Below are 24,360 nucleotides of genomic sequence, written 5' to 3'. Positions count from 1 at the left end.
AGAGAGGGGTCGGCCCGGATGTGGACTGCATTCATGTGGGGCGGCATCTCTGCCTCAGCGGTTGTCATTGGCGCACTCGCAGCCTTGTTTCTGAAGATTCCCAAACGAGTCATTGGATGGATCATGGCTTTTGGGACAGGAACATTAATTGGTGCAGCGACCTTTGAACTTCTCGGAGATGCGCTGAATGATGGAGGAATAATACCTACCGCCATTGGATTTACGGCGGGTGCCGTCGTGTACACGCTGTTTGACTTGCTCGTTTCTGCAAAGGGAGGGGCGGGGCGTAAACGTTCGGCAAAGTCGGGAGACTCGAACCAAAGCGGGCTTGGGATCTTTGCAGGAACAGTAATGGATGCTATCCCGGAATCCATCATGCTTGGTGCCAGCTTGCTGGCCGGTAACGGTGTCAGTGTGGTGCTGGTAGTATCGATCTTTGTCAGCAACATTCCTGAAGGTCTGTCCAGTACGGTTGGACTACAGGGCAAATACAGTCGTGGCAAAATCATATTAATGTGGCTGAGTGTACTATTGATCTCCGCGATTGCAGCACTGGGTGGATATCTGTTTCTGGAACAGCTTCCAGAGGAGATGGGTGCAGCGATTGGTGCATTTGCAGGTGGCGGAATCATTGCCATGATCTGCTCGACGATGATGCCGGAAGCCTTTGAAGAGGGTGGGCCTGTTGTAGGTTTGATTGCATCCATGGGATTGCTTGTGTCGCTGTTGTTGGATCTGTAGATGACAGAATAAGCTTCCGATCTATGAGTTGAATTTATATAAAAAGAGTATCCGAACAGCGTGATTTCTGATCGGATACTCTTTTTTGCCAAAACAGCTTCCTCGCATCCACAAGCTTTCTTACCCAGTTCATTGGCTTCGGGCAGGCGGTTCAATTCTTTCCCTGAGCTGCTCCAATTGCAGAATAAGGATACAGTTCCCTGTAACCTGAAGCAGTCCCTGGGTTTGCATCATGGCAAGTTTGCGACTAAGTGTTTCGGGTGTGATCCCGAGTAACAGAGCCATATCTTTTTTGAATACAGGCAAGCGGATCTCATGTTTTGCATGATTTCGGGTATGGAAATACAAAAGCAACTTGGCAATCTTCTGTTCCGTTGTCATCGCACTTAGCGAGCTGTTCCATTCATCTGTTTCACGGAGCAGCTTGGAAATGGCAAGCAGGAAATGATAAGCAAGCTTTGGATCATGTTCAAGTAATTGGTCAAAGTCATGTTTGCTGATAGAGCAGATGGCTGAAGGCTCCAGAATTTCGGCGTTCGCGGCATGTGGTTTTTGGTGTAACAGGGAATCTTGTCCGAAGAAATCGCCGGGAAACAGAAACCGGATAATATGTTCTTTGCCATTTTCATTGTATTTGGATAACTTCACACATCCCTGATGAACCACATAAAGCGTATCTGAGCGTTCTCCCTCCTGGATGACAACTTCGCCTTTGTTATATTTGCGGGTATGCAGAAGGGAAGTCAACAAGGCAGCTTCGGATGGATCAAGATGCTGGAACAGAGATACTTTGGAGAAACAGGCATCCTTCGCTTCGTGTGTACAGATCATCGTTTAATCACCTCGAATGGTTCAGGATAGGTATAGCCATTATCTATTGTCATGTCTCAGTGAGACATCGCGGGTCCACCATGATCAGTACCATCCTTGGTCACACGCAGAACAGCGGCAGCGCCTTTGGCTACATGGTTGAACTGATGGGTTACAATCGCATAATCACCTTCTTCGGTCACGGTGAACTCTACGACAGCTCCACCACTTGCGGGAAGCATAACCGTCTGTATTCCATACTGGATGTTGCGTGGATTCCCATCGGTATACACACGGTCCATAATGGTACCCACAACGTGGAAGGATGAGACTTCATTGGGTCCTGCATTACTGACATAGATTCGCACCGTATCTCCTCCTTTGGCTAACAGGGGATGTTTTATTAATCCATAATCATTGCCGTTAAATACGACATAATTCGGTTCCCCGTTCAAAAAAGCTTCATAATCATGTTCTTTGTACCATTCACTCTGAACAAGGGTATACTCACGATCAACCAAGTGATCGGAAGGGTATCCTGCTTTGGGATCAACAATAATCATGCCGTACATCCCGTTGGCGATATGGGCAAGAACCGGTTTGGTTCCACAGTGATACATGAATACGCCGGGTGAGGAGGTGGGATAGGTGAACGTGCCTTCCTCGCCTGGCATAACATCAATAAATTTGCTGCTGGGAGCAGCATGTACAGCGTGAAAATCCATGGAGTGAGGCAGGCTGGAATCTTTATTTTTCAACGTGAACACCAAGGTATCTCCCTCGGTCACTCGGAGGACGGGTCCGGGGACGGTACCATTAAATGTCCAAGCGTTGTATATCACTCCTTTGGAGATTTCGACATCTGTAACCTGGGCCGTCATTTCAATATATACCGTAGTACCTTCTCTGCGAATGATCGGGTCCACCGGGGGTTGACTGACCGCAGAGGAGGAGGAGACTTCATCGTGGTGAACAGGTTTAACCGTATCGGTTGAACTACAGTGAGAGAGAGTTGCTGTGAATATAGAGAATACGAGTGACCATTTATATACATTCAGTAAGGAGAACATAGTTGCACAACCTTTACTCAAGTGATATTTTTCACAATTTAAAAAGCAAGTTTTCTTTCATTTCAGTAGTTATTTAGTTATAGATTACGTTATTGAGGTGGAGACGGGTGTGATGAGGCACACACTTGGGTATGTCGTATTAGAGGCATTTCCAACAATCTGTCTTCAATTGTTGTGCTGAGCAACGGAGTTTCATATAATTTTAGAGAGATGGATTGGTAAATGTTGAGTATTTTGACGCTGTGTGTGTCGTACTTTTAGAAGAAAGGTGGATACAGGATGAAACGTTTCGAAGATGAAGGTGCGTATAAGTATAGTTTCTATTCGGTTCTTCGACGGGGAGAGCGGATTGATGTGAAATGTCCCAAATGCGGTGGGCACGCTTCGATTGATCAACGGAACGGTCAACTGGGGTGGAAGTGTTACGAATGTTACGCTCAAGCTTTTGAAGAACCAGTATATCAATATAAAGCCAAGGGGAATTGCGCTGTATGTGAACGTTGGTTTAACGTGGAAGTCATGGACGAGAAGAAGACGTCTCACCGATCGACGCATGTGGAATGCCCGCATTGTGGTTCTGTGAATCAGGTTGAATTACACGCCAAGCCGACATACCAAAGGTGTTTTTCCGAGATTTGTGCTGGGAAAGATCCTGTGTTCGGGCTGGAATTATACTTCCTGGATGATTTCAGAGGAAAAATAATATGGGCTGTGAATCGGGAGCATCTGAATTATCTCATCGCTTATGTCTCCGCAGATCTGCGTGTAAAATACGGAAATATGCCTATACGAACGGCTTCACATAGTATTCCTTCTTATATCAAGGATGCGAAGAACAGGGATGTAGTTGTGCGTACACTGTCGAAGCTTCAGCACAAGACTGGATGAGACTGAAATTGAAGAGTTAAAGCCGCAAGGAGAGAAGACATGAAACTACGAGTTAAACTTACTATTTTTGCAGTCATTCTGGGTATGTTGATGATTCCGGCTTATTTTATTTTACAGACATTTGGTGTATTTCAAAAAGAGACAGTATTATCTGACTATGCTCTGGCCGTTGATGTTAATGGGAAGTCCTATGGGGCCTGGCCGCTGATTAACAGTTTTGCAGCGATGGACAAAGAGGAAGATAACCGTCAGTTTTATTACCGAATTGATATGAATCATATCCAATACCTGTTTAATCTGGCCTATAAGGAGTATGATGTGAAGCCCGGCGGGGACAATCCGTATCTGGCTGGTACGGTAAACTATCAACGCACAGATCACAACTATGTGCAGACCGAGAGAAAGTATGAGAACGCCAATGAATTCACAACGGTTTTGAATCTGTATGATCAGGATGGGCAGGTGATCTACACCTACAATAACACCGGCAAGGGAGATAAACAGCTGGTAGAATCCATCATTCATCAGGGAATGAGCCGTAATAGTGGCGGTAGTAGCGAAGCTGCCCGCGATCCGTATATCAATATTACGGCGTTATTTCGCGACAAGCTTAACATTGATGTGAAACTGACGGTGGATGAGGAACACAAAGTGGTTACTATTCGAATGAACAAATCGGAGGCGAGATGATGAATGAGTATGGTGTACGACACGGACCTGTTTATCTGGAAGGATTAATTAGGAAGGAAGAGGACAAAAAGTCCGATGAAGTGGAGTGGAAAGGCAAACTTCAAATGAGTGACGGTCATGATAAATTCCATATTTTTTATTATGGTGACTTGACGGAAGATGATCTGATTGCCTGGCATGATTCGACACCTCTTCTTGTATATGCGGAGCATACGGTCACGGGTGAGCGCTATCTGCTCATTGATACCGCCAAGCATGGATATGATGCCATGTTATGTGAGACCTATTCGGAAGAAACACTACATGACAGACCACTTCGCCCTTATCTAGATGTTGAAGGAGAGGATATCTTTGAGGTAGAGTTGACGGCTTACTACAATGTGCCTTGGGATGAAGAGTTTGGCGAAGATGTAGATGAAAATGGTGCATATGAACTGATTACGGGAGAGCGCATGCATTTTGATCAGGTCAAGCGTGATGGATATGATGCCTTTGCCATTCGCATTCTGAATCGTAAAGGAGTATGGACTGAAATTGTACAGGAAGAACTGGCTTAGATCCTGAAAACGAATGAACAAACTGAGATGGGAGATGTCGAAAAATGTATATTGTATCCCGTGTACTTAAGCCGGTTCCAGCAGAGGAACTGGATCACTTTGAACAACAGCACGGCATCTCGCTACCTTTGTCATACCGCACCTGGATTGAGCACTACGGGGAAGGTACATATACGGGGTGGATGAATGTGCAGAGACCGGACCCAGAAGTGTTGAAGCCTTTTGTTGAATATGATTTTTGGATACATACGGATGATTCGCCTATAAGTCAGCATCAACTTGAGCAGTGCATCTCCATCGGCAGTTCTGTAGATGGAGATTTCCTTGCTGTTCATCCGGAAGTTGAGGGGCTGTTGTGGCTACCGCGTCATGATGAAAATATCACCTTATGGACATGCTCGGAGACTGAATTTGGCGAAACGCTGGACCGGATCTATTGTGGGTATTACCATCAGGATAAACCAATAACGCCACTTTACTTTGAGCCGTGGAATGAGTTGCGGAAACATACATTTTACCATTTTTCAGGCACGGAACAGGGAAGTTCCATGAAGGAACTCGCCGATACATGCAAAACAGAATTTAAGTGGGACGCTGTGTTGGAGAATGAGTACATGTGCAAGATGTTCATGGTGTCGATGGGAGGATATTTACGATTTAACTATGCTGCTGGGAGAGAAGTTGCCCTGTTCTATGAAGAAAAGAATGGTGCGGAGGAGGCGACGGATAACGAAATCAGTTTGTTTTTGCAAGCACATCATTGTACGGCATATGAATAGGGCTTGAGTGGAGGGAAACCTATGAGTTGGTTAAAGGAAGACATTGCGGAACAATGGCGCAATGAAGGCAAGCGTTATGCAAGGGATGTTAATGCATTTGTCCGGAGAAGTATGTGTGGAGAGCAACCGGATGAATCCGAGCTGGAGGGAGACTCCAGAAGCGGAATGAGTACTGAAGTATTCCAGATGGTGAGACAGGCCAATCTCCATGGTGACTTGGAGATGCTTCGACGTGAGCTACCCGCAGCGACGTGGCCATTGAACGAGGCGTTTCAGGCTTCCATGCAAGCGGTCAAAGTTGTAGGTTATCTGAACGAGGAAACGATTGTATGTAATACGGGGATTTTCACAGAGAATAGTCAGATATATACGATGGATCAGCACGGATGGCAGTTGATCACTCCATATACTTTTGCAGGGTGTTCATCGGATGGACTTGACTTTGCGCTTGCAGGACGGGATGGGATTCGTATTATTCGTCAGCCAGATCGCAAGTTGGAAGGACAGGAGATAGCGACATATCGATGGGAAGATATTCAAGCCCGGATACAGTCGGCATTACCTCGGATTGAATCACTTGCGGACTGTGAGCATCCCGAACGGACACTTGAAGGACTTATACCTATGGATGAAGGCAAAGCACTACTTATACATTCAAGATACGGGATATATCTTGTAACGCAAGATCAATTGACCTTGCTTCATCCCGATCTGGCAGAGATCGAAGAATATGAGCTAGAGGATACACAGATAGATATGGGGCATGCAGCGGTATCTCGGGATGGTCGATGGATTGCCTATGGTAGCCAAGGAAGCAATCATATGGTGATGGACCGCCAACTGAACAAGACATACTCTCTCTATCCAGAATCGAGCTACCCTCATTATGCAGCATTCACCAGTGATAACCAGACTGTCTGGTTTAACGCATGTCATTTCTATAACGGGGTCACCATACAGGTTCCGTTGGAATCAATTGCAGGCAACGAAACAAAGGAAGATTGGCCAGTGATGGATGAGAATGCACGTGTGTATGCAGCGGTTGAAATAGAGGCAGGCATGGTGCTTGGAGATGCATACGGTTATCTGTATTGTGTGAATGGCGAGGGGAAGGAAGTGTGGCGTCATTTTGTGGGCAGTACCATCTATTCTCTCGCCGTATCGCCAGAGCAGTCCAAGCTGGCAGTGGGTACCTATGGTGGCATGCTGCATGTGATGGATCTTCGTTCCAAAGAGATGGACGAGTACGGAATCGGTACAGGCACTCTTCGTGAGCTGGAGCGGTATGTGTTGTGGCGTGGAGAAGAACCTCTGCGCTGGTGAGGCAGCATGACAACCTGCAAAGGGGTGAACGAATGGAACGTGAAGAGGCTGTAACGTTATTAAAATGTCACTCCTTTTCCTATGATGATCTGAGTCATCCCAAGATGGAGAACGGTTTTATTGGCAGTCTGCGGCCTTTCCGTGGACAATTAATTGAGGAGAATTTTCATGAGTTGATGGAGATACTGCGTGTTCTGGCGTCCGAACTTGCACGGCCTTCACTGGATCGGGAAGTCATGGCATGTCTATGGGGAATTACTCATATGGCCCGTGCTTGGGCTGTTGAACCTGAGGGTATGCTTCGCAGCAACAACCTCATTTCGGACGCACAGGTGGCGTTGATGGAACAATGGCTTAATTTGTTGTCTTACGCAGTCATGATTCTGATTGAAGGCGGCGGAGAGGAAGAAGCGTTTTGGGGATATCATCAATATCTACAAGAAGAGAAGCACTGAGATAGGGGAGGTGTGGTGAGATTGGAGCCGAATGTATCACTAAACGTGCTAATGGACGAGCTGAATCACTTGTTAGATGAGAAAATACAGGATCAAGAGATTCGGCAATTGTTTGAAGAATATCAACATCGGGAAGGTGCATCCGAGGAAAGTCTGGATCTATTCGAAAAGGAGTATGGCGTCCGGCTGCCTGGCGATTTTCGTGCCTTTTACCAAAGGAAAGACGGCAGTGGCTACGGGTTACATGTGCTGTACTCGGGTGATGCCGAGACGGGCAGATGTACACCCTTTTATCTGATGTCATTGGAAGAGATTCGAGAGACCAAACAATACTTCTGTGAAGTGGATGAGAAGCTTGAAGAGTATTATTCTGCCGAAGAGATCAGCCAGCTGGACCCGGAGATCAAACCATATTTGTTCCATAAAACATGGATTCCTTTTGCAACAATTGCGGGAGGTTCGCTGTATCTGATGCTCGATTTTGATCCAACGGCGGAAGGCACGTATGGGCAGATTATTATGTACGTGCACGATCCGGACTTTGTTTATTACCTTACACCTACCTTCACGGATCTCCTCAGCATGTCGAACCGTAATCTGAAGATGATGGATGAGATCACCTATTAAAATCCTGCACGAGTAGACAATTCCTCCAATAATAAAGAAGCTGCCGAAGCAGCTCCTTTATCTGAACAAGTACTTTGAATGAGTCTAATGATTACCACTGGAAGAAACGATGTCCGTGAAATCCTCCGCCTGGAGGTCCTCCGTGTCCATCTGGACCACCCGGCCCGCCTCCATGAGGTCCGCCTGGATAGCCACCTCCGTGAGGTCCACCGGGATAGCCACCTCCTGGGAAATGACCAGGGTGTCCACCGGGGTAACCACCGCCGGGATATCCACCATGCCACCAAGGACCACCGATCGGATATGGTAGTGGAACAGGAACGATGGGTGGGTATGGATACGGATAAGGGTAAGGGTACGGTGAGGGTGGCGGAGGTGGTGGATAATAAGGGTAAGGATAACCCGCAGGTTGCGGGGATGATACTGAACCAGGGCCGTATGCCATGTAATAAGCCTCCAATGACTGGATTGATGATATCAGCCTATGCCACAGTGGTTTCAGATGATACAGCAGATTGAAGATTAATGAATAATGAGTAATGAGGGGGAACATATGGTAGCCGTAGCTTTTCACACTGATCCAAGAGGAACTGCCTATGAGCTGTTGATTGACGAATTGATCGAGAAGGCAGATCGTTTTATGCTGGTAGACAGACAAAGGTACGAAGAGAACGAGATACCGGAAGTAGTTCGTGTGTTAGAGAGATTGAAGCCCTATCTTGTGGAACGAGCTACGATGGAAGAAATGATGCTAAAAAGCGGAGCCTATTATTCCGAAGGCACCTATTATACATATCGCTGTACGCCGGAATCGGGTCACGTGCTCAAAGAAGAAGCCAATCGTTTTCATGATTGGTGTTATCCGTCATTGCCGGACGATCTTTGCTTTATGACAGAAGACGGAAATGATTATTTTTTCTCGGTTGCCCATGAGCATATGTATGGCATGAGGATTACATACAAAGAAGCGAGTGAACTTATGGAGCGGATTCCGGGGTTGTTCTTTGATTTGGACCGTCATAAGGAAATTGATCATCTCCTGGACGATGCGATCAGACATCAGACCGATAAGCTGGATATCAGCTTACATGGTTTAAGTGAGCTTCCCGAACGAATTCGGGAGTTGAAGCACTTGAAGGAGTTGACGATTTTTGAGCAGAATCTGTACTCACTCCCTGCAAGTCTGTTTGAACTTACTTCATTGGAAAGATTGGTCATTACAACGCTGGATCTGGAGTGTATTCCGGCAGAAATCGGGAAATTGAAGCAACTTCAAGAGTTAAGAATTTATTGTGGTAGCCCTTTTGAATCTGCACCTGGTTGGAGGCCCAAACCACAAACTGAGTTGGGATTAAATTGTATCCCGCCTGAGATTGGTGAATTAAGTGAGCTGAAGTATTTGGAGATCGTATATTCTGGTATACGTGAACTCCCCCCGGAGTTGGAAAAACTGAAGAATCTGCGTGCTTTACTGGTGACAAATGCACTGATTGAGGGAACTCCGGATGTTGTCACAAGAATGCATTGGCTGAAGTATGTAGACTTAATGAATATTCCATTTGGAACCCATTGGGAAGAAGTCTGGGAAATGAAAAAGAACATGTAACAAATAGAGCCCTGCTCGGGATGTCCGAGTCAGGGATATTTGTTATGCGATGAAAACTTGGCGGAAATGGGCTCACGTATCTGGGCGCTGGGCATAAGCTGGCATATAGGTTATGACCTAAACCGAGAGCGAAGGGCAGGCGTTTTATTTTGGCAACCTCATACATGGATTACACTTTACCAACCACCGAATTTACTTACGATTTGAGCAATAACCCGTTATTCAAGAAGGATGAGAACAACTATATTAACGCTCTTTCCATCAAGCAGTTAAACACACTGGGCAATGTTTCTTTACTGGATATTTTCCTCAACACGGGCAATGTGGTTGAACCACATACGCATCAGAATGCAACGGAGTTGGTATACTGCATCAGCGGTGCGGCAGTTGTTTCCCTCATTAATCCATTTACCAACGAGCTTCTTCATTTCCCGATTACTCCGGGGCAGGTGGCTAACGTTCCTCAAGGCTGGTGGCACTATGAAGTGGCCACTGCAGATCACACGCATTTACTCGCAATCTTTGATGCACCGGTTCCTGAAGCGATATTTGGCTCAGACACCTTACGTCTTACACCTGCAAAACTTTTGGCTTATACGTACTGTCTGGATGAGAAAAAAGTTCAAGAAGCACTTGCTCCCATTCAAAAAACAGTGATTATTGGCCCGCCGGCAGATTGCCAGCCTTCAACTGCTCCTGCCTCTAACGGTGCTCCAAATGTGAATCATCAGCCTTACGTAATGCCTAATGTACAACCAAATGTACAGCCAAACATGCAACCAAACACACAACCCAATGTACAACCAAACATGCAGCCCAACTCACAGCCGAACAACCAACCAAACATGCAACCTTACGTAAACCGTCTTCCGTACTGGGGCACTTGGGTTGATCCACGTATTATTCATGAGCCGGGCTGTCCGTATTATAGAGAGCTTCCTATGAATACGAATAATCAAGAGGACAGATGACGGTCATGAGGCGAGGTTTATCTATTACACATAAGTATTTCAGTTAAATTAGGTATAACAAAAGAAGCGTCCGCAATGGAACGCTTCTTTTGTAGATTAAAGTTGTCTTCAAACCTGCTGAAAGCCGATGCATACATGAACGAGTCCGGAGCATGGAGTGCTAACGAATCGTAGGCGTCTTCATCAAGGATTTGAAGCGTGCCTAGAAATCTAAAGAATCTGAGACACCTTATATCAGAATAAACAGCCGTATGAAGTGTTTTTATCGGGGGATTTTGGGAAATAACGAGTCTGAGGTTCCTTACAATTTTAAATGAGGACCTAGAGGCCAAATAAGATGTCCTGAGTTCCTAAGAAAATTTTCAACCCATTCCCCAGAGACCGCAGGATAGTACTTCAAGACTTTTTAGGCGCGACATCCATCATCGATAATTTGCCTGAGGTTGTAGAACACCTATATGTGTTCAACTAAACATTTATACGATAACGGAGAGGGCAGAAATAACTTGAAGAAGCGGAGCGTTCGCCTTTATCACCGGATTTTCCCTATGAAAAAATGGAATAAAAAAATCTGGGGATAACAGCGATCGTAAAGTTATTCTGCCATCGGAGTGACAGTGTAAATATATTCATTAGTTGAACTTATATATGATTTAAATTACGATGTGTAATTTCGTCCCAAGCCAAGCTCCGTTAACAATTGACGATAAGCAATCGAAGTACGGTCTGCGGGAATATGGGCCTCGGCATGCAGATCAAGGGGCAGATCCTCCGGTTTCTGTGACTCGACCATCTCGCGGTCTTCTTCAAATACCTGCAAGTTGAACTTGATCGTATCTTCAATGGGAGCGTCTTTGTCAAAGTTGCGTGTGATTGGACAGAATAAACGTGTATAACGGGCAGAGATCGGCGAAGCACAATTCAGAATATTCAGCTTGTCGTCCCCTGGGAAATGTACCGTAAGAGAAGCCGCGAAAGGTGGGAACACTCGAAACTCGCGCAGCCATTGGAAACCTTCAGGTGCAACAAGATCTTGCCCTTTGCCATAGTTACTCACCGTACTCCAATACTCGGCCAGTAACTCATTACCTTCGCGTTTTACTTTGTATTGGGGGACTTCTGTGTTGTTTCGATCACCAAACGTTTCGGTATGCACATAGGCAAAATGGGATACATCCAGGAAACCCTCCATTTGTCGTCCAGAGGATCCAGCAATGTCAAAGTTGGGTGGCAAAATATTGATATAATCCGGATCATCCCATCCAGGGAAGGAGGGGATCTGTTCTTCTGTTCCTGCCAGTGTGGTCCATATCAAGCCATAACGTTCGACTGCTGGGTACACAATGAGTTTGAGCTTTGGTGAGATTTTGGAGCTTGGGTGCGCAGGTACTGCGGTACATTTTCCTTCACAATTATAACGGAAACCGTGATAAGGGCAGACAATCTCGCCATTTTCTACCCAGCCTTTGCTAAGTGGAGCCCCGCGGTGAAAACAAAGATCCTTGGCTACCACAACCTGATCATTACTGCGGTAGAGAACAAGCTTCACATCGAGTAATTGAGCAGCCAAAGGTTTGTCTGTTACTTCGGTTGCTTGGGCTACCGGGTACCAATATTGGGATAATACATGCCAGTCTTCGGCGGTGAACGTACAGCCTCTAGGCAATTCGGACGTCACATTACGGTTTGCATTGGAAGTTATCATAGGAAACACTCCTTGCCGATATGAATAAACGATTCTCTTTTTATGTTAGAAAAGTTAACTTAATTAGCCGTATGTTACTACTCTTTTGGTCAAAATATCAATATATCCAACCTACTTTTGGTTGAAATCACAAACGCTACAGCAAAAACCGTACATGAATACGGAAAAACGCGGATTTTTCTTACATTAGATGTTGATTGTAAAAAGAGAACAACCTTTCAGTATGTTTTTCCATTACTGATTATTAACTCCATGGAGGTTGTCCTACCATCAGAATCTAAGTGTGAATATTCGTTAGTTGAGCAACCATTCTTGTGGGCATAAAAAGATTTTCGCAAAGAATGTCACAGATCCCGGCTGTCATTTGTCTACAGTATGTAAACCAAATGACGGAGGCGAATGAGAAATGAATTTAAGAACGAATTACAGAGTAGCGAGTCCAGGCGCATTTAAAGCGATGATGGCGATGGAGCAATATATTTCTGGGCAATTTGAAAATAAAGTATTGTATGAGTTGTTAAAAATCCGCGTGTCCCAGATTAATGGCTGCGCTTTTTGTCTCGATATGCATGCCAAAGATCTGATGAAACTGGGAGATTATGCGGATCATATTTTATTGCTGAGTGTGTGGCGTGAAGTGCCTTTCTTCACGGATCAAGAACGTGTTATGCTGGAGCTGGCTGAAGCGGTGACCCGAATCTCGGAACACGGTGTACCCCTTGCGTTGTACGATAAGGTCCGTGAACATTTCAGTGAATCCGAACTGGTGGATCTGATCCTGGCCATTAACACGATTAATAACTGGAACCGGATTGCGATCACAACTGGGATGTATCCGGGTTGCTTTAACTAAAATACACGCATCATGCCAGAGGGGGCCATTCTTATGAATTCCAATCTCCACGCCAATGAGCCAGATGTGTCTTCTCTGGATGTTGGTGAGTTGTATATTCGTTATAAAAAATATGCATTTTCAATAGCTTACCGCATGCTTGGCAGTGTGGTAGAAGCTGAAGATATTGTGCAGGATTGCTTTGCGGGGATTCAGAGCACGTCTACTCAGGATATTCGTAATGCCAAGTCCTACATCGCCAGATTGATTGTGAACCGAAGTTTGAATCTGCTAAATTCCGCCCGTAATCAGCGGGAAAGTTATGTTGGTGAGTGGTTGCCAGAGCCGATGGGTGACAGTGAAGAGGAGAACATGCCAGAGGAAACGATGGAGAAAAAAGAGCTGATCTCCTACGCCTATCTGGTCATGTTGGAGCGTCTATCGCCCATGGAACGGGCTGTTTTTGTCCTTCGTGAAGCGTTCCGATATGATTATTCCGAAATAGCGGATTGGCTGGGCAAAACGGAGAGTAACTGTCGTCAAATCTTTAGCCGCGCCAGACGAAATCTGCCCGAAAGACTTCCGCCGATCGAGCAGAGTGATGCGGATATGATAGCCAAAGGTGAATTGCTGAGCCGTTTTACAACGGCTTTCCTTCGTTATGATGTCTCTGCTATGCTCGAGTTACTGGCGGATCAGCCTGTATTTACAGCAGATGGCGGTGGCGTTGTGCATACGGTTATGAGAACAATGAACGTGCACAAAGGTGTGCTTGCACTCCTGACCTCACGGCGAGTCCTTACGCGATTGCGTGAGAGAGAATGGGTACCGATGTGGATCAATGGCGAACTTCAACTCGCGTTGATGAAAGAAGGGCAGTTGTCCGAGGTACTCTGTTTGGAGCTGGACGCTTCTGGAGAGCGGATTGAGGGTGTGTATCTCGTTGTAAATCCGAACAAACTTACATCAATAGACACTTCAACTCTTTGATCCAAACGTAAGGACTTAATATGTAAACTTAAAAGCGACAACCTCTGTCACGAGGATTGCCGCTTTTTTGGCATTCACATTTTGCGATTCAGCATCCGATTATTCACGGGTAAATTGTTGTTGAACAGGTTCAATGATTGCTCTGACTTCAGGAGTAAGCTCATCATTGTTCTGATTGAGAACCAGTAAAATCTTTTCCATAGTGTCCAGAAGAACACTCTGCGTATCGGGCTCCCGCTTAGCCAAAGCTTTCTCGTAAGCCTGTTTCACCTCAGGGTCCATGGTGCGAATTTCTTCGTCCGTGTACCAATCATAAGCAGGCGTGTTGTCACTTCCGTAAAACAGATAATCCACAAATAACCCTTGCTTCACTGCTGATGTGCGATTGGAATTCGGGAAGTTGTTCAAAAAGGCTTCTTTCTCCAATGCACGCTGGATTAATTCGTTCCAAGAGATGATAATGCCCCCATCTGAAGTCGTCATTTGGTTGGACTCGGTAGCCATAATATTAATGTATGCAGCAATATCAGCCTTAACAAAAGGTTTGAACTTTTGATATATCTCATAATTGATGATGGGGTAATACAAGCCTTCACTGGTTTCCAGTTTGAACCCGAGATCTGAAGCTTCCTGCAGAAGCTTCTTCACGGTCGGATCTTTAATTTCTTTGAGCAGACGACTATATGTAAGCTTCTGTTCGTAACCAAGTTGTTCATGGGCTTGAGATATGGCCTGTTGAAATTGTTCCGTATACATTTGGTAGTCCATATTAGCCAATTTCACGTTTTGCATGTTCTCCAGTTGCAGCGTCATTAGTGTGGCCTGCCAAGGGCCGACTTTATCGATATGATTCATCAGGTATTTACGCGCTTTAACCAGACTTTCTGTGGACTTTACTGCTTCTGTTCGATAGGTTTGGAATTGATGATACACCGCTTTGGAAGCGGGAACAGGTGCAGCCAGTGTTGTTGAAGGTGTGAGTATTGCGCCAATGGCAGTACAGCCGAGAGCCATAGCCAGTAAACCAAGTTTAGCAGGTTGCTTCCATCTCATTTGTATACCTCCCCATTAATGAAGAAAAAGCCATTTGAATTCTCGTATAACAGCATTTCACCCTATTTTATATGTATATTCCGTATGTTGAATTACGGGTTTGTCTTTGATTAAACCAGTTTCTGGTAAGCGAATCAAGTGTCTTCAGTAGGAAAATGATTACAAATAATGAAAGAACAGCCCCTATAACCCGAAAGGGTTAAAGAGACTGTTCTGGGGAATCGGACTTTATTTTCTAATTAATGAAGTGGTTTATTGTTAATAGGCATCTGAGGTGCTCCGGTTGTTGGAATGTATGCCTGAAGCATCTGTTGTGTATCACTTGGAGTGAGTTGAGGTACTTGATAATAGGCGTTTTTATTCTGGAACATGAAAATTTCATAGGCCATCTCGATAAAATGCTGGATCTGTGAAGCAATGACCCGGCGAACCGTTCCATTTGTGATCTCGCTACAGGACATGCCGAGCAGACTCGCATGTGACTTGATCAGTCCCAGCATATGACCGCTAATCCCGGCATCCTTTACATCAGCCAAGCTCTGGTTTGGTTTTTTCGGTGCTGATGGCTTAAGGCCATATACCGGTGGTACCATGTTGGGGATCATATAGGTAGCTGTCTCTTGATGAGGCTTCTGTCCGGATGCAAAACACTCTGCTGTCAGATTGTACTGGGATAATATGAAATTGTACTGCCGGTCGAGAATGCCAATCAGTTCCTGGCTCTGCACAAATGTACGAAAGATCATGTATTGATCCAGCACGTTAATGGTAGAGGACAGAATCTCATGCACATCGAACATCTCATGGCCGCCATGATTCATGTTAGGGGTGACATTTGGATTGGTGTTCAATGTAGGTTGTACTACATGCTGAGGGTTCATGGAATTTGGATTCATTGTAAATTTGATTCTCCTTTGGTAAATGGTATGATTCTATATAAGTTGAACGAAAGAATATTTACACTTGCCACTCGGATGACAGAACAACCTTCCGATCGCTGTTATCCCCAGATTTTTAATTCAATTTTACAGTGGTGAAAATCCGGTGATAAGCTTATGCTTCCGAAGTAGCTTTCTTGTAGAAAGCTTTTAGCGAACGCTTCACTTCTTCAGGTTCTTTCTGTCCTCTGCGTTCTCGTGCAAATGTATAGTTCAACTTCTATAGTATGCTTGGAAAGTAGTAAACTTATGTAAAGTGTTAGGAGTATACGCACAAATAGGAACAGGCATGGTGGTGGTTAAGGATGGAAGAGACCGATTGGGGTGTAGCAAAGGATTTGTTCGTCAAACATTACGGGAGCGCTATACAAATGCATCGAGAAGGCGTGTATGCCGACTATAAGCGATGGGACGTACCCCAAGAGTTAGAGGAACAATGGATAGGAGAGCGAATTCAACAATTAAGTTCTGAGCTGTCTATCATGAATTGGGATGCGGTGGATGAACTTGCGTTGATTGCCAAACATCGAACAGAACCAAGTATAATTAAAGCCATTACAGCATTTGCTTCAAGACAATTGAAGAGTGCAGACAGTATGGTTCGTCTCGTGTATGCTGAGCGTCTGATTGAGCTGATTAAACGGTATGAATCCTCTCTGCCGATGGACAAGATACGGGAAACCTATCAACTGACGATGGATTTGCTGGTTGATGTGGCGACTAAACCGTTGGTGCTTGATCCAGGGCATGAATTACAGCAGTATGGATTAAAGGATAAACGTGGATTGAATTTGCGTGTTGAAAAGAATAAGGAAGAAATCATCCGATATTTTCGAAACTAATTGAATTTTATCAAGTGAGGTCAGAATCATTGAGAAAACTGAATTATATTCGCATATTTATTTTCCTTAGTGTGGTTACTGTAGTAACGCTTGGGTTGTACTATGTAGCCGCAGATTGGCTGGATCAGCGTTATTTCCGCTTTCTGATCTGGAATCTGTTCTTGGGCTGGATTCCTTTTGTGTTCTCTTATGCAGCCTATCTTCTAAGTGATGTGAAATGGAAAGGTGCCGCATGGCTTGCAGTTGCAAGTGGTCTGCTGTGGTTGTTATTTTTCCCGAACTCTTCTTACATTGTTACGGATCTGGTTCATCTGACAGCGAGAAGTTCCCGGTATTATGGTGGGAACGGGGTGGACTACACGTATTGGTACGACTTAAGTGTTGTATTAATGTTTGTCTGGACTGGACTTCTGCTTGGATTCCTGTCGATGTATCAGCTTCAGGAAGTGATCTATCACCGAATTGGACGATGGGCATCCTGGATCTTTGTACTGGTTGGCAGTGCTTTGGGAAGTTACGGGGTATTGCTTGGACGTGTATATCGACTGAATAGCTGGGATGCACTGACGAATCGCGAGACGCTGATTGAACTGATGCACGAAAGTGTAAGCCGTCCTTCTCTGGCGTTTTGCCTGTTTTTTGGTACGTTTATCACTACAATCTATGCCACATTGTATTATCTGATCAATACGAGGGCTCCCCGTGAAACGAAGAAGAGTGCAGGAAGTCCCGAATCGGACCTGCAAGCGTTACGCTAACACATGTTGCCTCGAGACATACAGTAAAACGAGTGGAACAAGTGATTGAACAGCATTTGAGCATGCTTTGTCAAAATTAATCTTACGTTGTCTGAAGAAGGGTTATTTCCTTTTAAGGGAGTAATCCTTCTTTTTATGAAAATTTGGCAGGTATGCAGGATATGACGAAGAATTAAGAATGAGAATGTAATGAATACATAGACAAGTAGGTGAACAACAAAATGTTGAATCCAGTAGAGCTGACAACAAAAGTAGAAGAAGTCATGGAACGCGTGAATTTTTCGGGTGTTGTATTACTCCAGCAAGCCGGGAAAACCCTTTTGAATATGAAACGTGGTTATGCAAATCGCAGTGAAGAACTTGCCAATCAGGTGGATACACGCTTTGGAATTGCATCTGGATGTAAGATTTTCACGGCAGTGAGTATATGCCAACTAATTGAAGCGGGTAAATTGTCTGCGGATTCCAAGCTTACGGATGTATTGGATGTGGAGTTTCCACTGTGGGACAAAGGGATCACCATCCAGCAGTTGTTAACATACACGTCAGGCATTCCGGATTATTTCGATGAAGAAGTAATGGAAGACTTTTCAGAATTGTGGAAAGACAGACCCGTCTACTCGATGCGGCGTTTAAGTGACTTTCTGCCCATGTTTCAGCATCTGCCAATGAAGTCTGCTCCGGGTGAACGTTTTCACTACAACAATGCGGGTTTCATTGTGCTGGGACTTATCGTGGAGCAACATTCAGGACTGTCATTTACAGATTATGTGGAAGAGCACATTTTCAAAAGGTGTGGCATGAAGGAATCCGGTTATTTCGTAACAGATCAGCTCCCGCGTAACACAGCTTTAGGGTATATCGATCATGAAGATGGCTCTTGGAATACTAATATGTTTTCCATTCCTGTCAAAGGTGGATCAGATGGTGGAGCCTATGTTACGGCACCAGATATGATTCGGTTTTGGGATGCTTTGCTGGGTCACCAATTGTTGAATGTAGAGATGACACAGCAGTTATTAACTCCACATGCTCATCAAGAGGATGAAGAGTATTATGGGCAGGGTATCTGGATTGACCGCAAGGGAGAAGTGATTTTCAAATTTCATGTCATGGGGTTTGATCCAGGGGTGTCGTTCATGTCTTCCGTGTATCCGGACTATGACCTACAACTGGTAGTGCTCTCTAATCAAGAGTCTGGTCCGTATCCAATAACAATTGCTATCGAAGAAGCTTTGGCATGACGAATAACCCTCAACCTATGGTCAGGTTATGGCCACAACGTTGGGGGTTAATTGATCGAACAGGAAAGAAGGACTGCCCGTGTTTATAACATTTTCCATAGCTCAGGGGCGATTAATCGAGGGAAAACATCCAGCGGAGGTTTCTCTTTCTTTCGTTTGTCATTGGTTAACACCGTAACAAGTTCGAGCTCTGGGACAATATATACATACTGACCACCAAATCCTCGCGCGTAATAATAATGGAGATTGGGTTTGTCGTCTTCAGCAGCAATATTTTCGAAGTCAGACCTTTCGTTCGGATAGACATCCACCCACCAATGCCAAGCATAACTGCCGTGATTCGGTGGAGTGACTGTAATAAAAGGCTGCGTCGAACGAGATACGAGATCACTTGAAATGAGAGACTGCCCCTCCCACATACCTTGCTGTAGAAACAGCTGACCGAATTTCAGCAGATCTACGGGTAACATCTTAAGACCGAATCCGCCAGTATGTACACCTTGAGGGTCACTTTCCCATTCGTAATGCTTAATTCCGAGCGGGTCAAAAAGATAACGCTCTGCGAACTCGGCTACGTTCATACCTGCATTTTGCATCAGGATGGCGGATAGGATCTGTGATACTCCTGAGTTGTACTCCATATATGTACCCGGTACATGGCTTAAGCGTTGTTCCAACGCAAAATCCACCCAATGATCGGTGCGGGTCATGCGAGGGAATGAATTCTGCCCGCCGAACTCGTCCCAGTTGAATCCGGCTGTCATCGTGAGCAGTTGTTCCAGTGTGATCGCTGGTTTGCGCGGGTCAGGATCGGATGTCAACTGTGGGAAAAAAGTAGAGATTGGGGCTGATGCCTCTGGCAACAAGCCTTTATCCATCGCTATACAGATGAGGGCGGATAGCACACTCTTGGTACATGAATTGATTTTTGCAATATCAGTCGCAGCCTCGTGGTTGCGGTAGTGTTCGTACATAATCTCACCGCGTATGCTGACGAGGCAGCTTCGCAGATCCAGCTGCGGAACGATCTGTTGTAATTTGGATGACAGTGATGAAGGATTCATAGTGTCCTTTCTGTACGGTTGATTTGTTATAGGATTTTGTAGAAATAGGTGTCCATTATCTTAGCATACTCCCGAGGTAGGGCTCAACAAGCGCTACATTATTATGTCAAAGCAAGCATGCAAAATGCGATATCCTATGAAAGCTATAAGAATCACATGCGAATATCGCATAAATTCCCAGCATTGTCTGTCAATCTTATATAATTGTCATGAGAAGAGTACCAGACATGTATAAGAGAAAGGGGTCTGTGATGTGGGAAATATAATAGAAGAATTATATTACGGTAACCTGAGACCAGAGGAGAATATTGTTCCTAAAGATTCGGAGTATCGTTCTATTAATAAGGAGATTACAGCTTATATCGAAAAATTTCAGAGCAAGCTTTCGGAGGATGACTTTAAACAGTTGGAGGAACTATTAGATATGACGGATCAAGTTCACTCTATGCATTCAAAAGAGGCTTTTGCGAGTGGTTTCAAAATTGGGACGTTGATTATGATCGAGAGTGGATACTCAAGCTAATATTCTGGTTTTTCACAAATTGTGGTTATATAGTTAACCTCTTTCCTATGAACATATGGAAGAGGTTTTTACCATTATGAACATGCCAATATAGGAAAAATATCATATGAAAAATGAACTATGTTAGTGCGTATTAAGGTTAGAAATGGTAAAATATCAATGCCTAGACATGGAATAAGTAGATTAAAGACAATTAAATATAGGAAATAGTGTAGAATCAGTGTTTTAGCAAAAAAACTTTATAGTAAATTATAGTAATCTAATACTGAATTGAGGAATTGAACATGGCGATTATTGACGTAATTAAGTATGATGGCTCACCTGATGTGTTTGCTTGGAAACATCCCGAGACTGAACTGGGAACATGGACTCAGTTAATTGTTAATCAATCTCAACAAGCAATTCTTTTCAAGGATGGAAGAGCACTTGATATGTTTGGACCCGGAAGGCATACGTTGAGTACTGCAAATATCCCAATCTTGAACCGTCTCGTTAACCTTCCGTTCGGAGGGAAGTCACCTTTTGCAGCAGAAGTATGGTATGTCAATCAAGTAAGCGCATTGGATGTTAAGTGGGGAACGGCGAATCCGATTCAGATCCAGGATCCCAAGTATAATATTATTGTTCCCGTAAGAACATTCGGACAAATGGGAATTAAAATTTCGGATTCACGAAAATTTTTGGTCAAGCTTGTGGGAACACTGCCTGAGTTTAACCAAGCTAATATGATTAATTACTTCCGTGGGTTGATTATCATGAATATTAACTCCATGTTGTCATCATATCTAATACATAGAAAAGTAAGTGTTTTGGAGATCAATGCATATATCGCCGAGATATCACGACATTTTGCAGATACGGTAGCTTCTACTTTTGAAGAATTTGGTATTGAGTTAATCAACCTGTATATTCACAATGTTAATCTGCCTGAAGAAGACCCTTCAGTCATTCGATTAAGAGAAGCGTTGGCACGCAAAGCTGAGATGGATATTATTGGGTACACATATCAGCAAGAACGTTCGTTTGATACGCTTGAAGGTGCAGCGAAGAATGAAGGAAGCATGCAGTCAGACATTATGGGCGCAGGGCTTGGTATGGGCATGGGGGTTGGTCTGGGTGGTTCTTTCAGTGGCGAGATGTCCCAGATGTCTAAAGTGATGTCTACGAAGGAAACGCCTGCAGTAAGTATATGTAAGCAGTGCCATCATCCGAATCAGGAGAACAGCTCTTTTTGCAGCAAATGTGGCAATTCATTAGCCGAAAAATCGGTAGCAACAACAGATTGCAACAATTGTGGACATGCCTTGCCAAAGGGAACCAAATTCTGTCCTAACTGTGGTGACAAATACCATGCATGTCCTTCATGTGGGGCGGATAATGCGGAGAACGCATTGGAATGTATCCAATGTCATCAACCGATGCCTAGCCCATGCCCAAATTGTAACCATATGAATTCCGGTCATACAAAATTCTGTGGCAACTGTGGCACAAGTTTAAGCTTGAAATGTAGTCGGTGCCAACATGAAGTAAAACCCGGCCAGAAGTTCTGTCTCGATTGCGGAAACAATCTGCAAGAAGGAGGACAGGCATAGTGATGGTAAAACGGAGCAATCTCTTGATTTTGGATGTCGTCTATTTAATATGCATGTTAGTATCGTCGATCGTTTCTTTTACGCTGTTTAATCATGCGCTTCTGTCGTTTTCTTTTTGGATGAATCTCGTTGCTTCTTATGTAGCGATTACGGCTATTTGGATCTACGCGCGGTTCATCATGCAAAATACGGATCGGTTTAAACGGTTTGTTCCAGGTTACACAGCTTTAGGTGTAGTATTGGGTATTTATCTGATTTGTGTGATGATCTACACGTTGTTAACAGGTTCAGCAGATCATGCGCTTCGCTGGTTCGTATTGTTACACACGTTAACGATTGCGATCGCAATTATTTTGTGCGGAATCATTATGATCTATATTCAGAGTGCGCGCCGTCATGAAATAGATGAACATACAAAAATCGCAAACTTACAATTAATCGAAAAAGCCTTACAGCAATTGCTTCATACCATGGTGCAACAACCCGTCCTAACTGTGGAAGAGGAGCGCAAAACCGTTCAGTCATTAATTGAACTTGTAAAGTATAGTGACCCAATCACTCCGGATTCCCTTGAGAAAAATGACCGCCAGATCTTGCTGGACATTGAATTGATGAACAGTGAGCTTGCAAATCAGTACGAAGCAGGGGAATTGGTAAATAGTGAACGTTTTGCTTCGCAACTATCCCAGTTAAAGTTCCGTTTGAAAGAGCGCAATCAACAGATCATGACAAGCAAATCATAAATTGCAGGAGGAGAAACTTTGAAAAAGAAATTTGGGATTATATTCATTATAATTTCATTTATAGCAATTCTGTTCTCTTTATTCGAATTATCCGAGGGAACGGATGTGGCAATTATCAATGCATTTGTACTTTTTGTAACTGGAATTGTTCTGCTTGTAATAGGAATTAAAATGTGTGGTCGACCTAAATTTCAACTTAAAGCCGATCAACATTATGTTGACGATTCTAGTAGTAATGTGCAATATGACGGAGGTAACTATCACGAGGAGTATGAAGAAGTCGAGGAATCTCAAGAACCTTTATCCTTAATATGTTCAGGGTGTGGAGCTAGAGTAAAGGTATATCCTACTTCGTCTGCGGATTGTGAATATTGCGGAACAACGATGAGAATCTCGTAAACCGTGTAGCGGACTAAATGACTTCTTTTACGGATACTTGTAATATACACTGCTAGGTAGAGTGTGATGTTTTAAGGAGGAAACGCGGTGAAGAAATTTTTTGGCATTTTATTCATTATCCTTTCGTCTGTGACGATCCTGTTATCTTTAATATTAATATCCGAAGGAACAGAAACGGCCATTATCAGTACAATTATTCTTTTTATCCCTGGGGTTATCGTACTTGTTACAGGCATTAAAATGTGTGGTAGACCTAAATCTCATTCTAAGACTAATCCATACCAGCATTATGATTCTAATGATAAGCAAGATCAGGAAGATCAGCATCGTGTGAAATATGACGAGGCACCTCAAGAAACTGTAGCCGTGAATTGTTCAGGGTGTGGAGCCAAGGTAAGGGTATATCCTACTTTGTCTGCGGATTGTGAGTATTGCGGAACAACGATGAGGATCTCTTAAACTGCATAGGAGGAATCGTGTTGTTAAGGAAGTTATTTGGACTCTTTTTCATGTTTTATGCCATTGCTATACCCATACGATTACTTATGGAAGAGAATTTCTTAGATCAATTGAATATAGTTCTTGTAGTTGAAATTATTATCGTTGAATTTTTATTTTTGTTTTTTGGTATTAAATTGCTTAGGAAAAAACGTGTTAAGAAAAAGCGTGGCCCTGAACGAAATTTTTATGGAGGAGACTATGGAGGTCATCTTGATCGCGAAACTCCGAATCCACGTACTTATTCAAGTTACAATAGCAACACCGTGAATTACAGCAGTCATAATACAATTAACTATACAGAGATCAATTTCTCGGATAAGGAAAACACTGAAGAGAAAGCCGATGAAAAAGTTGAAGAGCCACAAAGGCCTGTTTCAGTGAGTTGCCCGGGATGTGGGGCGAAGGCAAAAGTTTTTCCTAAGCAATCAACGGACTGCGAGTATTGCGGAACAACAGTTGTAGCAACTTAGAACGGTTTAGAATGGATACGTGAAGGGTAAAAGCCTGATTCCTATGGAGTCAGGCTTTTTACCTCTTCAATTTAGAATCTCTAAAAGACCCTCAAACGATCAAATCGTCATATAATTCCACGTGAGTTGCCTTAATGTAGTCCCTTTAATGAAACGTTTCGAATTTACATTTATTAATAAACCGCATAA

At 43.9% G+C, this 24,360-nt stretch carries 28 protein-coding genes; 21 read left to right on the top strand and 7 right to left on the bottom strand.

Features of this window, described 5'->3' with window-relative positions; all coding sequences use genetic code 11:
* Window positions 1–18: 18 nt before the first annotated feature.
* Complete coding sequence (locus tag EL84_RS24810; protein WP_017687819.1) at window positions 19–741, top strand: ZIP family metal transporter; 723 nt, start codon at window positions 19–21, stop codon at window positions 739–741.
* 129 nt (window positions 742–870) lie between these two features.
* On the opposite strand, the gene EL84_RS24805 is transcribed toward EL84_RS24810, so the two are convergent.
* The gene (locus tag EL84_RS24805; RefSeq protein ID WP_047843497.1) at window positions 871–1,572 is read right to left on the bottom strand and encodes a Crp/Fnr family transcriptional regulator; all 702 of its coding nucleotides are present in this window, start codon (window positions 1,570–1,572) and stop codon (window positions 871–873) included.
* 56 nt (window positions 1,573–1,628) lie between these two features.
* Window positions 1,629–2,621, bottom strand: a complete 993-nt coding sequence (locus EL84_RS24800; protein ID WP_053061604.1) for a multicopper oxidase domain-containing protein — start codon at window positions 2,619–2,621, stop codon at window positions 1,629–1,631.
* 279 nt (window positions 2,622–2,900) lie between these two features.
* Here EL84_RS24800 and EL84_RS24795 point away from each other — a divergent pair, with 279 nt between their 5' ends.
* The 7 genes from EL84_RS24795 to EL84_RS24765 are packed head-to-tail and all read left to right on the top strand — an operon-like array spanning window position 2,901 to window position 7,940.
* A complete protein-coding gene (locus EL84_RS24795) occupies window positions 2,901–3,509 on the top strand; it encodes a hypothetical protein (protein ID WP_047843496.1) in 609 nt (202 codons plus the stop codon).
* Window positions 3,510–3,548: 39 nt separating this feature from the next.
* Window positions 3,549–4,199, top strand: coding sequence for a hypothetical protein (locus EL84_RS24790; RefSeq protein ID WP_047843495.1), 651 nt, complete (start codon window positions 3,549–3,551; stop codon window positions 4,197–4,199).
* The gene (locus EL84_RS24785) at window positions 4,196–4,756 is read left to right on the top strand and encodes a hypothetical protein (protein WP_047843494.1); all 561 of its coding nucleotides are present in this window, start codon (window positions 4,196–4,198) and stop codon (window positions 4,754–4,756) included. Before EL84_RS24790 ends, EL84_RS24785 begins: the two co-directional genes overlap by 4 nt.
* Before the next feature lie 44 nt (window positions 4,757–4,800).
* Window positions 4,801–5,535, top strand: coding sequence for an SMI1/KNR4 family protein (locus EL84_RS24780; protein WP_047843493.1), 735 nt, complete (start codon window positions 4,801–4,803; stop codon window positions 5,533–5,535).
* Between the two features lie 21 nt (window positions 5,536–5,556).
* Window positions 5,557–6,858, top strand: coding sequence for a hypothetical protein (locus EL84_RS24775; RefSeq protein WP_047843492.1), 1,302 nt, complete (start codon window positions 5,557–5,559; stop codon window positions 6,856–6,858).
* A 32-nt stretch (window positions 6,859–6,890) separates the two neighbouring features.
* Entirely contained in the window at window positions 6,891–7,313 is a 423-nt protein-coding gene (locus EL84_RS24770; protein ID WP_047843491.1) for a hypothetical protein, read from the top strand.
* 21 nt (window positions 7,314–7,334) lie between these two features.
* Window positions 7,335–7,940 carry an SMI1/KNR4 family protein gene (locus EL84_RS24765; RefSeq protein WP_235431590.1) on the top strand — a complete coding sequence of 202 codons (606 nt, stop codon included), beginning with the start codon at window positions 7,335–7,337 and terminating at the stop codon, window positions 7,938–7,940.
* Window positions 7,941–8,031: 91 nt separating this feature from the next.
* Here EL84_RS24765 and EL84_RS31490 read toward each other — a convergent pair whose 3' ends face one another.
* Window positions 8,032–8,385: a hypothetical protein gene (locus EL84_RS31490; RefSeq protein ID WP_082219123.1), complete on the bottom strand. Its 354-nt coding sequence runs from the start codon at window positions 8,383–8,385 to the stop codon at window positions 8,032–8,034.
* A 108-nt stretch (window positions 8,386–8,493) separates the two neighbouring features.
* On the opposite strand from EL84_RS31490, the gene EL84_RS24750 reads away from it, so the two are divergent.
* Complete coding sequence (locus EL84_RS24750) at window positions 8,494–9,546, top strand: leucine-rich repeat domain-containing protein (RefSeq protein ID WP_047843488.1); 1,053 nt, start codon at window positions 8,494–8,496, stop codon at window positions 9,544–9,546.
* Window positions 9,547–9,695: 149 nt separating this feature from the next.
* Window positions 9,696–10,517 carry a cupin domain-containing protein gene (locus tag EL84_RS24745; protein WP_053061603.1) on the top strand — a complete coding sequence of 274 codons (822 nt, stop codon included), beginning with the start codon at window positions 9,696–9,698 and terminating at the stop codon, window positions 10,515–10,517.
* Window positions 10,518–11,175: 658 nt separating this feature from the next.
* Here EL84_RS24745 and EL84_RS24740 read toward each other — a convergent pair.
* Complete coding sequence (locus EL84_RS24740; RefSeq protein WP_047843487.1) at window positions 11,176–12,222, bottom strand: aromatic ring-hydroxylating oxygenase subunit alpha; 1,047 nt, start codon at window positions 12,220–12,222, stop codon at window positions 11,176–11,178.
* Between the two features lie 406 nt (window positions 12,223–12,628).
* Here EL84_RS24740 and EL84_RS24735 point away from each other — a divergent pair, with 406 nt between their 5' ends.
* The gene (locus EL84_RS24735; RefSeq protein ID WP_036672879.1) at window positions 12,629–13,075 is read left to right on the top strand and encodes a carboxymuconolactone decarboxylase family protein; all 447 of its coding nucleotides are present in this window, start codon (window positions 12,629–12,631) and stop codon (window positions 13,073–13,075) included.
* 33 nt (window positions 13,076–13,108) lie between these two features.
* The gene (locus tag EL84_RS24730; protein WP_047843486.1) at window positions 13,109–14,044 is read left to right on the top strand and encodes a sigma-70 family RNA polymerase sigma factor; all 936 of its coding nucleotides are present in this window, start codon (window positions 13,109–13,111) and stop codon (window positions 14,042–14,044) included.
* A gap of 99 nt (window positions 14,045–14,143) precedes the next feature.
* Here the strand turns inward: EL84_RS24730 and EL84_RS24725 are convergent, their stop codons facing one another.
* Both EL84_RS24725 and EL84_RS24720 read right to left on the bottom strand, forming a co-directional pair.
* Window positions 14,144–15,097 (bottom strand): hypothetical protein, encoded by a 954-nt coding sequence (locus tag EL84_RS24725; protein ID WP_047843485.1) that lies wholly within the window; start codon window positions 15,095–15,097, stop codon window positions 14,144–14,146.
* 239 nt (window positions 15,098–15,336) lie between these two features.
* On the bottom strand, window positions 15,337–15,978 hold the full coding sequence (locus tag EL84_RS24720) for a spore coat protein (RefSeq protein WP_047844396.1): 642 nt from the start codon (window positions 15,976–15,978) through the stop codon (window positions 15,337–15,339).
* Between the two features lie 362 nt (window positions 15,979–16,340).
* Here EL84_RS24720 and EL84_RS24715 point away from each other — a divergent pair, with 362 nt between their 5' ends.
* From EL84_RS24715 to EL84_RS24705, 3 genes are all read left to right on the top strand, one after another.
* Window positions 16,341–16,877: a hypothetical protein gene (locus tag EL84_RS24715; protein WP_047843484.1), complete on the top strand. Its 537-nt coding sequence runs from the start codon at window positions 16,341–16,343 to the stop codon at window positions 16,875–16,877.
* A 29-nt stretch (window positions 16,878–16,906) separates the two neighbouring features.
* Complete coding sequence (locus EL84_RS24710; RefSeq protein WP_047843483.1) at window positions 16,907–17,635, top strand: DUF1361 domain-containing protein; 729 nt, start codon at window positions 16,907–16,909, stop codon at window positions 17,633–17,635.
* Between the two features lie 221 nt (window positions 17,636–17,856).
* Window positions 17,857–18,879, top strand: a complete 1,023-nt coding sequence (locus tag EL84_RS24705; RefSeq protein WP_047843482.1) for a serine hydrolase domain-containing protein — start codon at window positions 17,857–17,859, stop codon at window positions 18,877–18,879.
* An 83-nt stretch (window positions 18,880–18,962) separates the two neighbouring features.
* On the opposite strand, the gene EL84_RS24700 is transcribed toward EL84_RS24705, so the two are convergent.
* Window positions 18,963–19,943: a serine hydrolase domain-containing protein gene (locus EL84_RS24700; protein WP_047843481.1), complete on the bottom strand. Its 981-nt coding sequence runs from the start codon at window positions 19,941–19,943 to the stop codon at window positions 18,963–18,965.
* 253 nt (window positions 19,944–20,196) lie between these two features.
* On the opposite strand from EL84_RS24700, the gene EL84_RS24695 reads away from it, so the two are divergent.
* From EL84_RS24695 to EL84_RS24670, 6 genes are all read left to right on the top strand, one after another.
* Entirely contained in the window at window positions 20,197–20,466 is a 270-nt protein-coding gene (locus tag EL84_RS24695) for a DUF6809 family protein (RefSeq protein WP_047843480.1), read from the top strand.
* A 284-nt stretch (window positions 20,467–20,750) separates the two neighbouring features.
* A complete protein-coding gene (locus EL84_RS24690) occupies window positions 20,751–22,058 on the top strand; it encodes an SPFH domain-containing protein (protein ID WP_047843479.1) in 1,308 nt (435 codons plus the stop codon).
* Entirely contained in the window at window positions 22,058–22,801 is a 744-nt protein-coding gene (locus EL84_RS24685) for a hypothetical protein (RefSeq protein WP_152683068.1), read from the top strand. Before EL84_RS24690 ends, EL84_RS24685 begins: the two co-directional genes overlap by 1 nt.
* A gap of 18 nt (window positions 22,802–22,819) precedes the next feature.
* Window positions 22,820–23,200 (top strand): hypothetical protein, encoded by a 381-nt coding sequence (locus EL84_RS24680; protein WP_047843477.1) that lies wholly within the window; start codon window positions 22,820–22,822, stop codon window positions 23,198–23,200.
* Window positions 23,201–23,287: 87 nt separating this feature from the next.
* Window positions 23,288–23,659: a DUF3784 domain-containing protein gene (locus EL84_RS24675; RefSeq protein ID WP_047843476.1), complete on the top strand. Its 372-nt coding sequence runs from the start codon at window positions 23,288–23,290 to the stop codon at window positions 23,657–23,659.
* 20 nt (window positions 23,660–23,679) lie between these two features.
* Window positions 23,680–24,171, top strand: a complete 492-nt coding sequence (locus EL84_RS24670; RefSeq protein ID WP_047843475.1) for a hypothetical protein — start codon at window positions 23,680–23,682, stop codon at window positions 24,169–24,171.
* The last annotated feature ends 189 nt before the right edge of the window (window positions 24,172–24,360 follow it).

The sequence above is a fragment of the Paenibacillus sp. VT-400 genome, assembly GCF_001029205.1.
GTDB classification, from domain to species: domain Bacteria; phylum Bacillota; class Bacilli; order Paenibacillales; family Paenibacillaceae; genus Paenibacillus; species Paenibacillus amylolyticus.
This window is presented reverse-complemented; position numbering and strand designations above follow the sequence as displayed.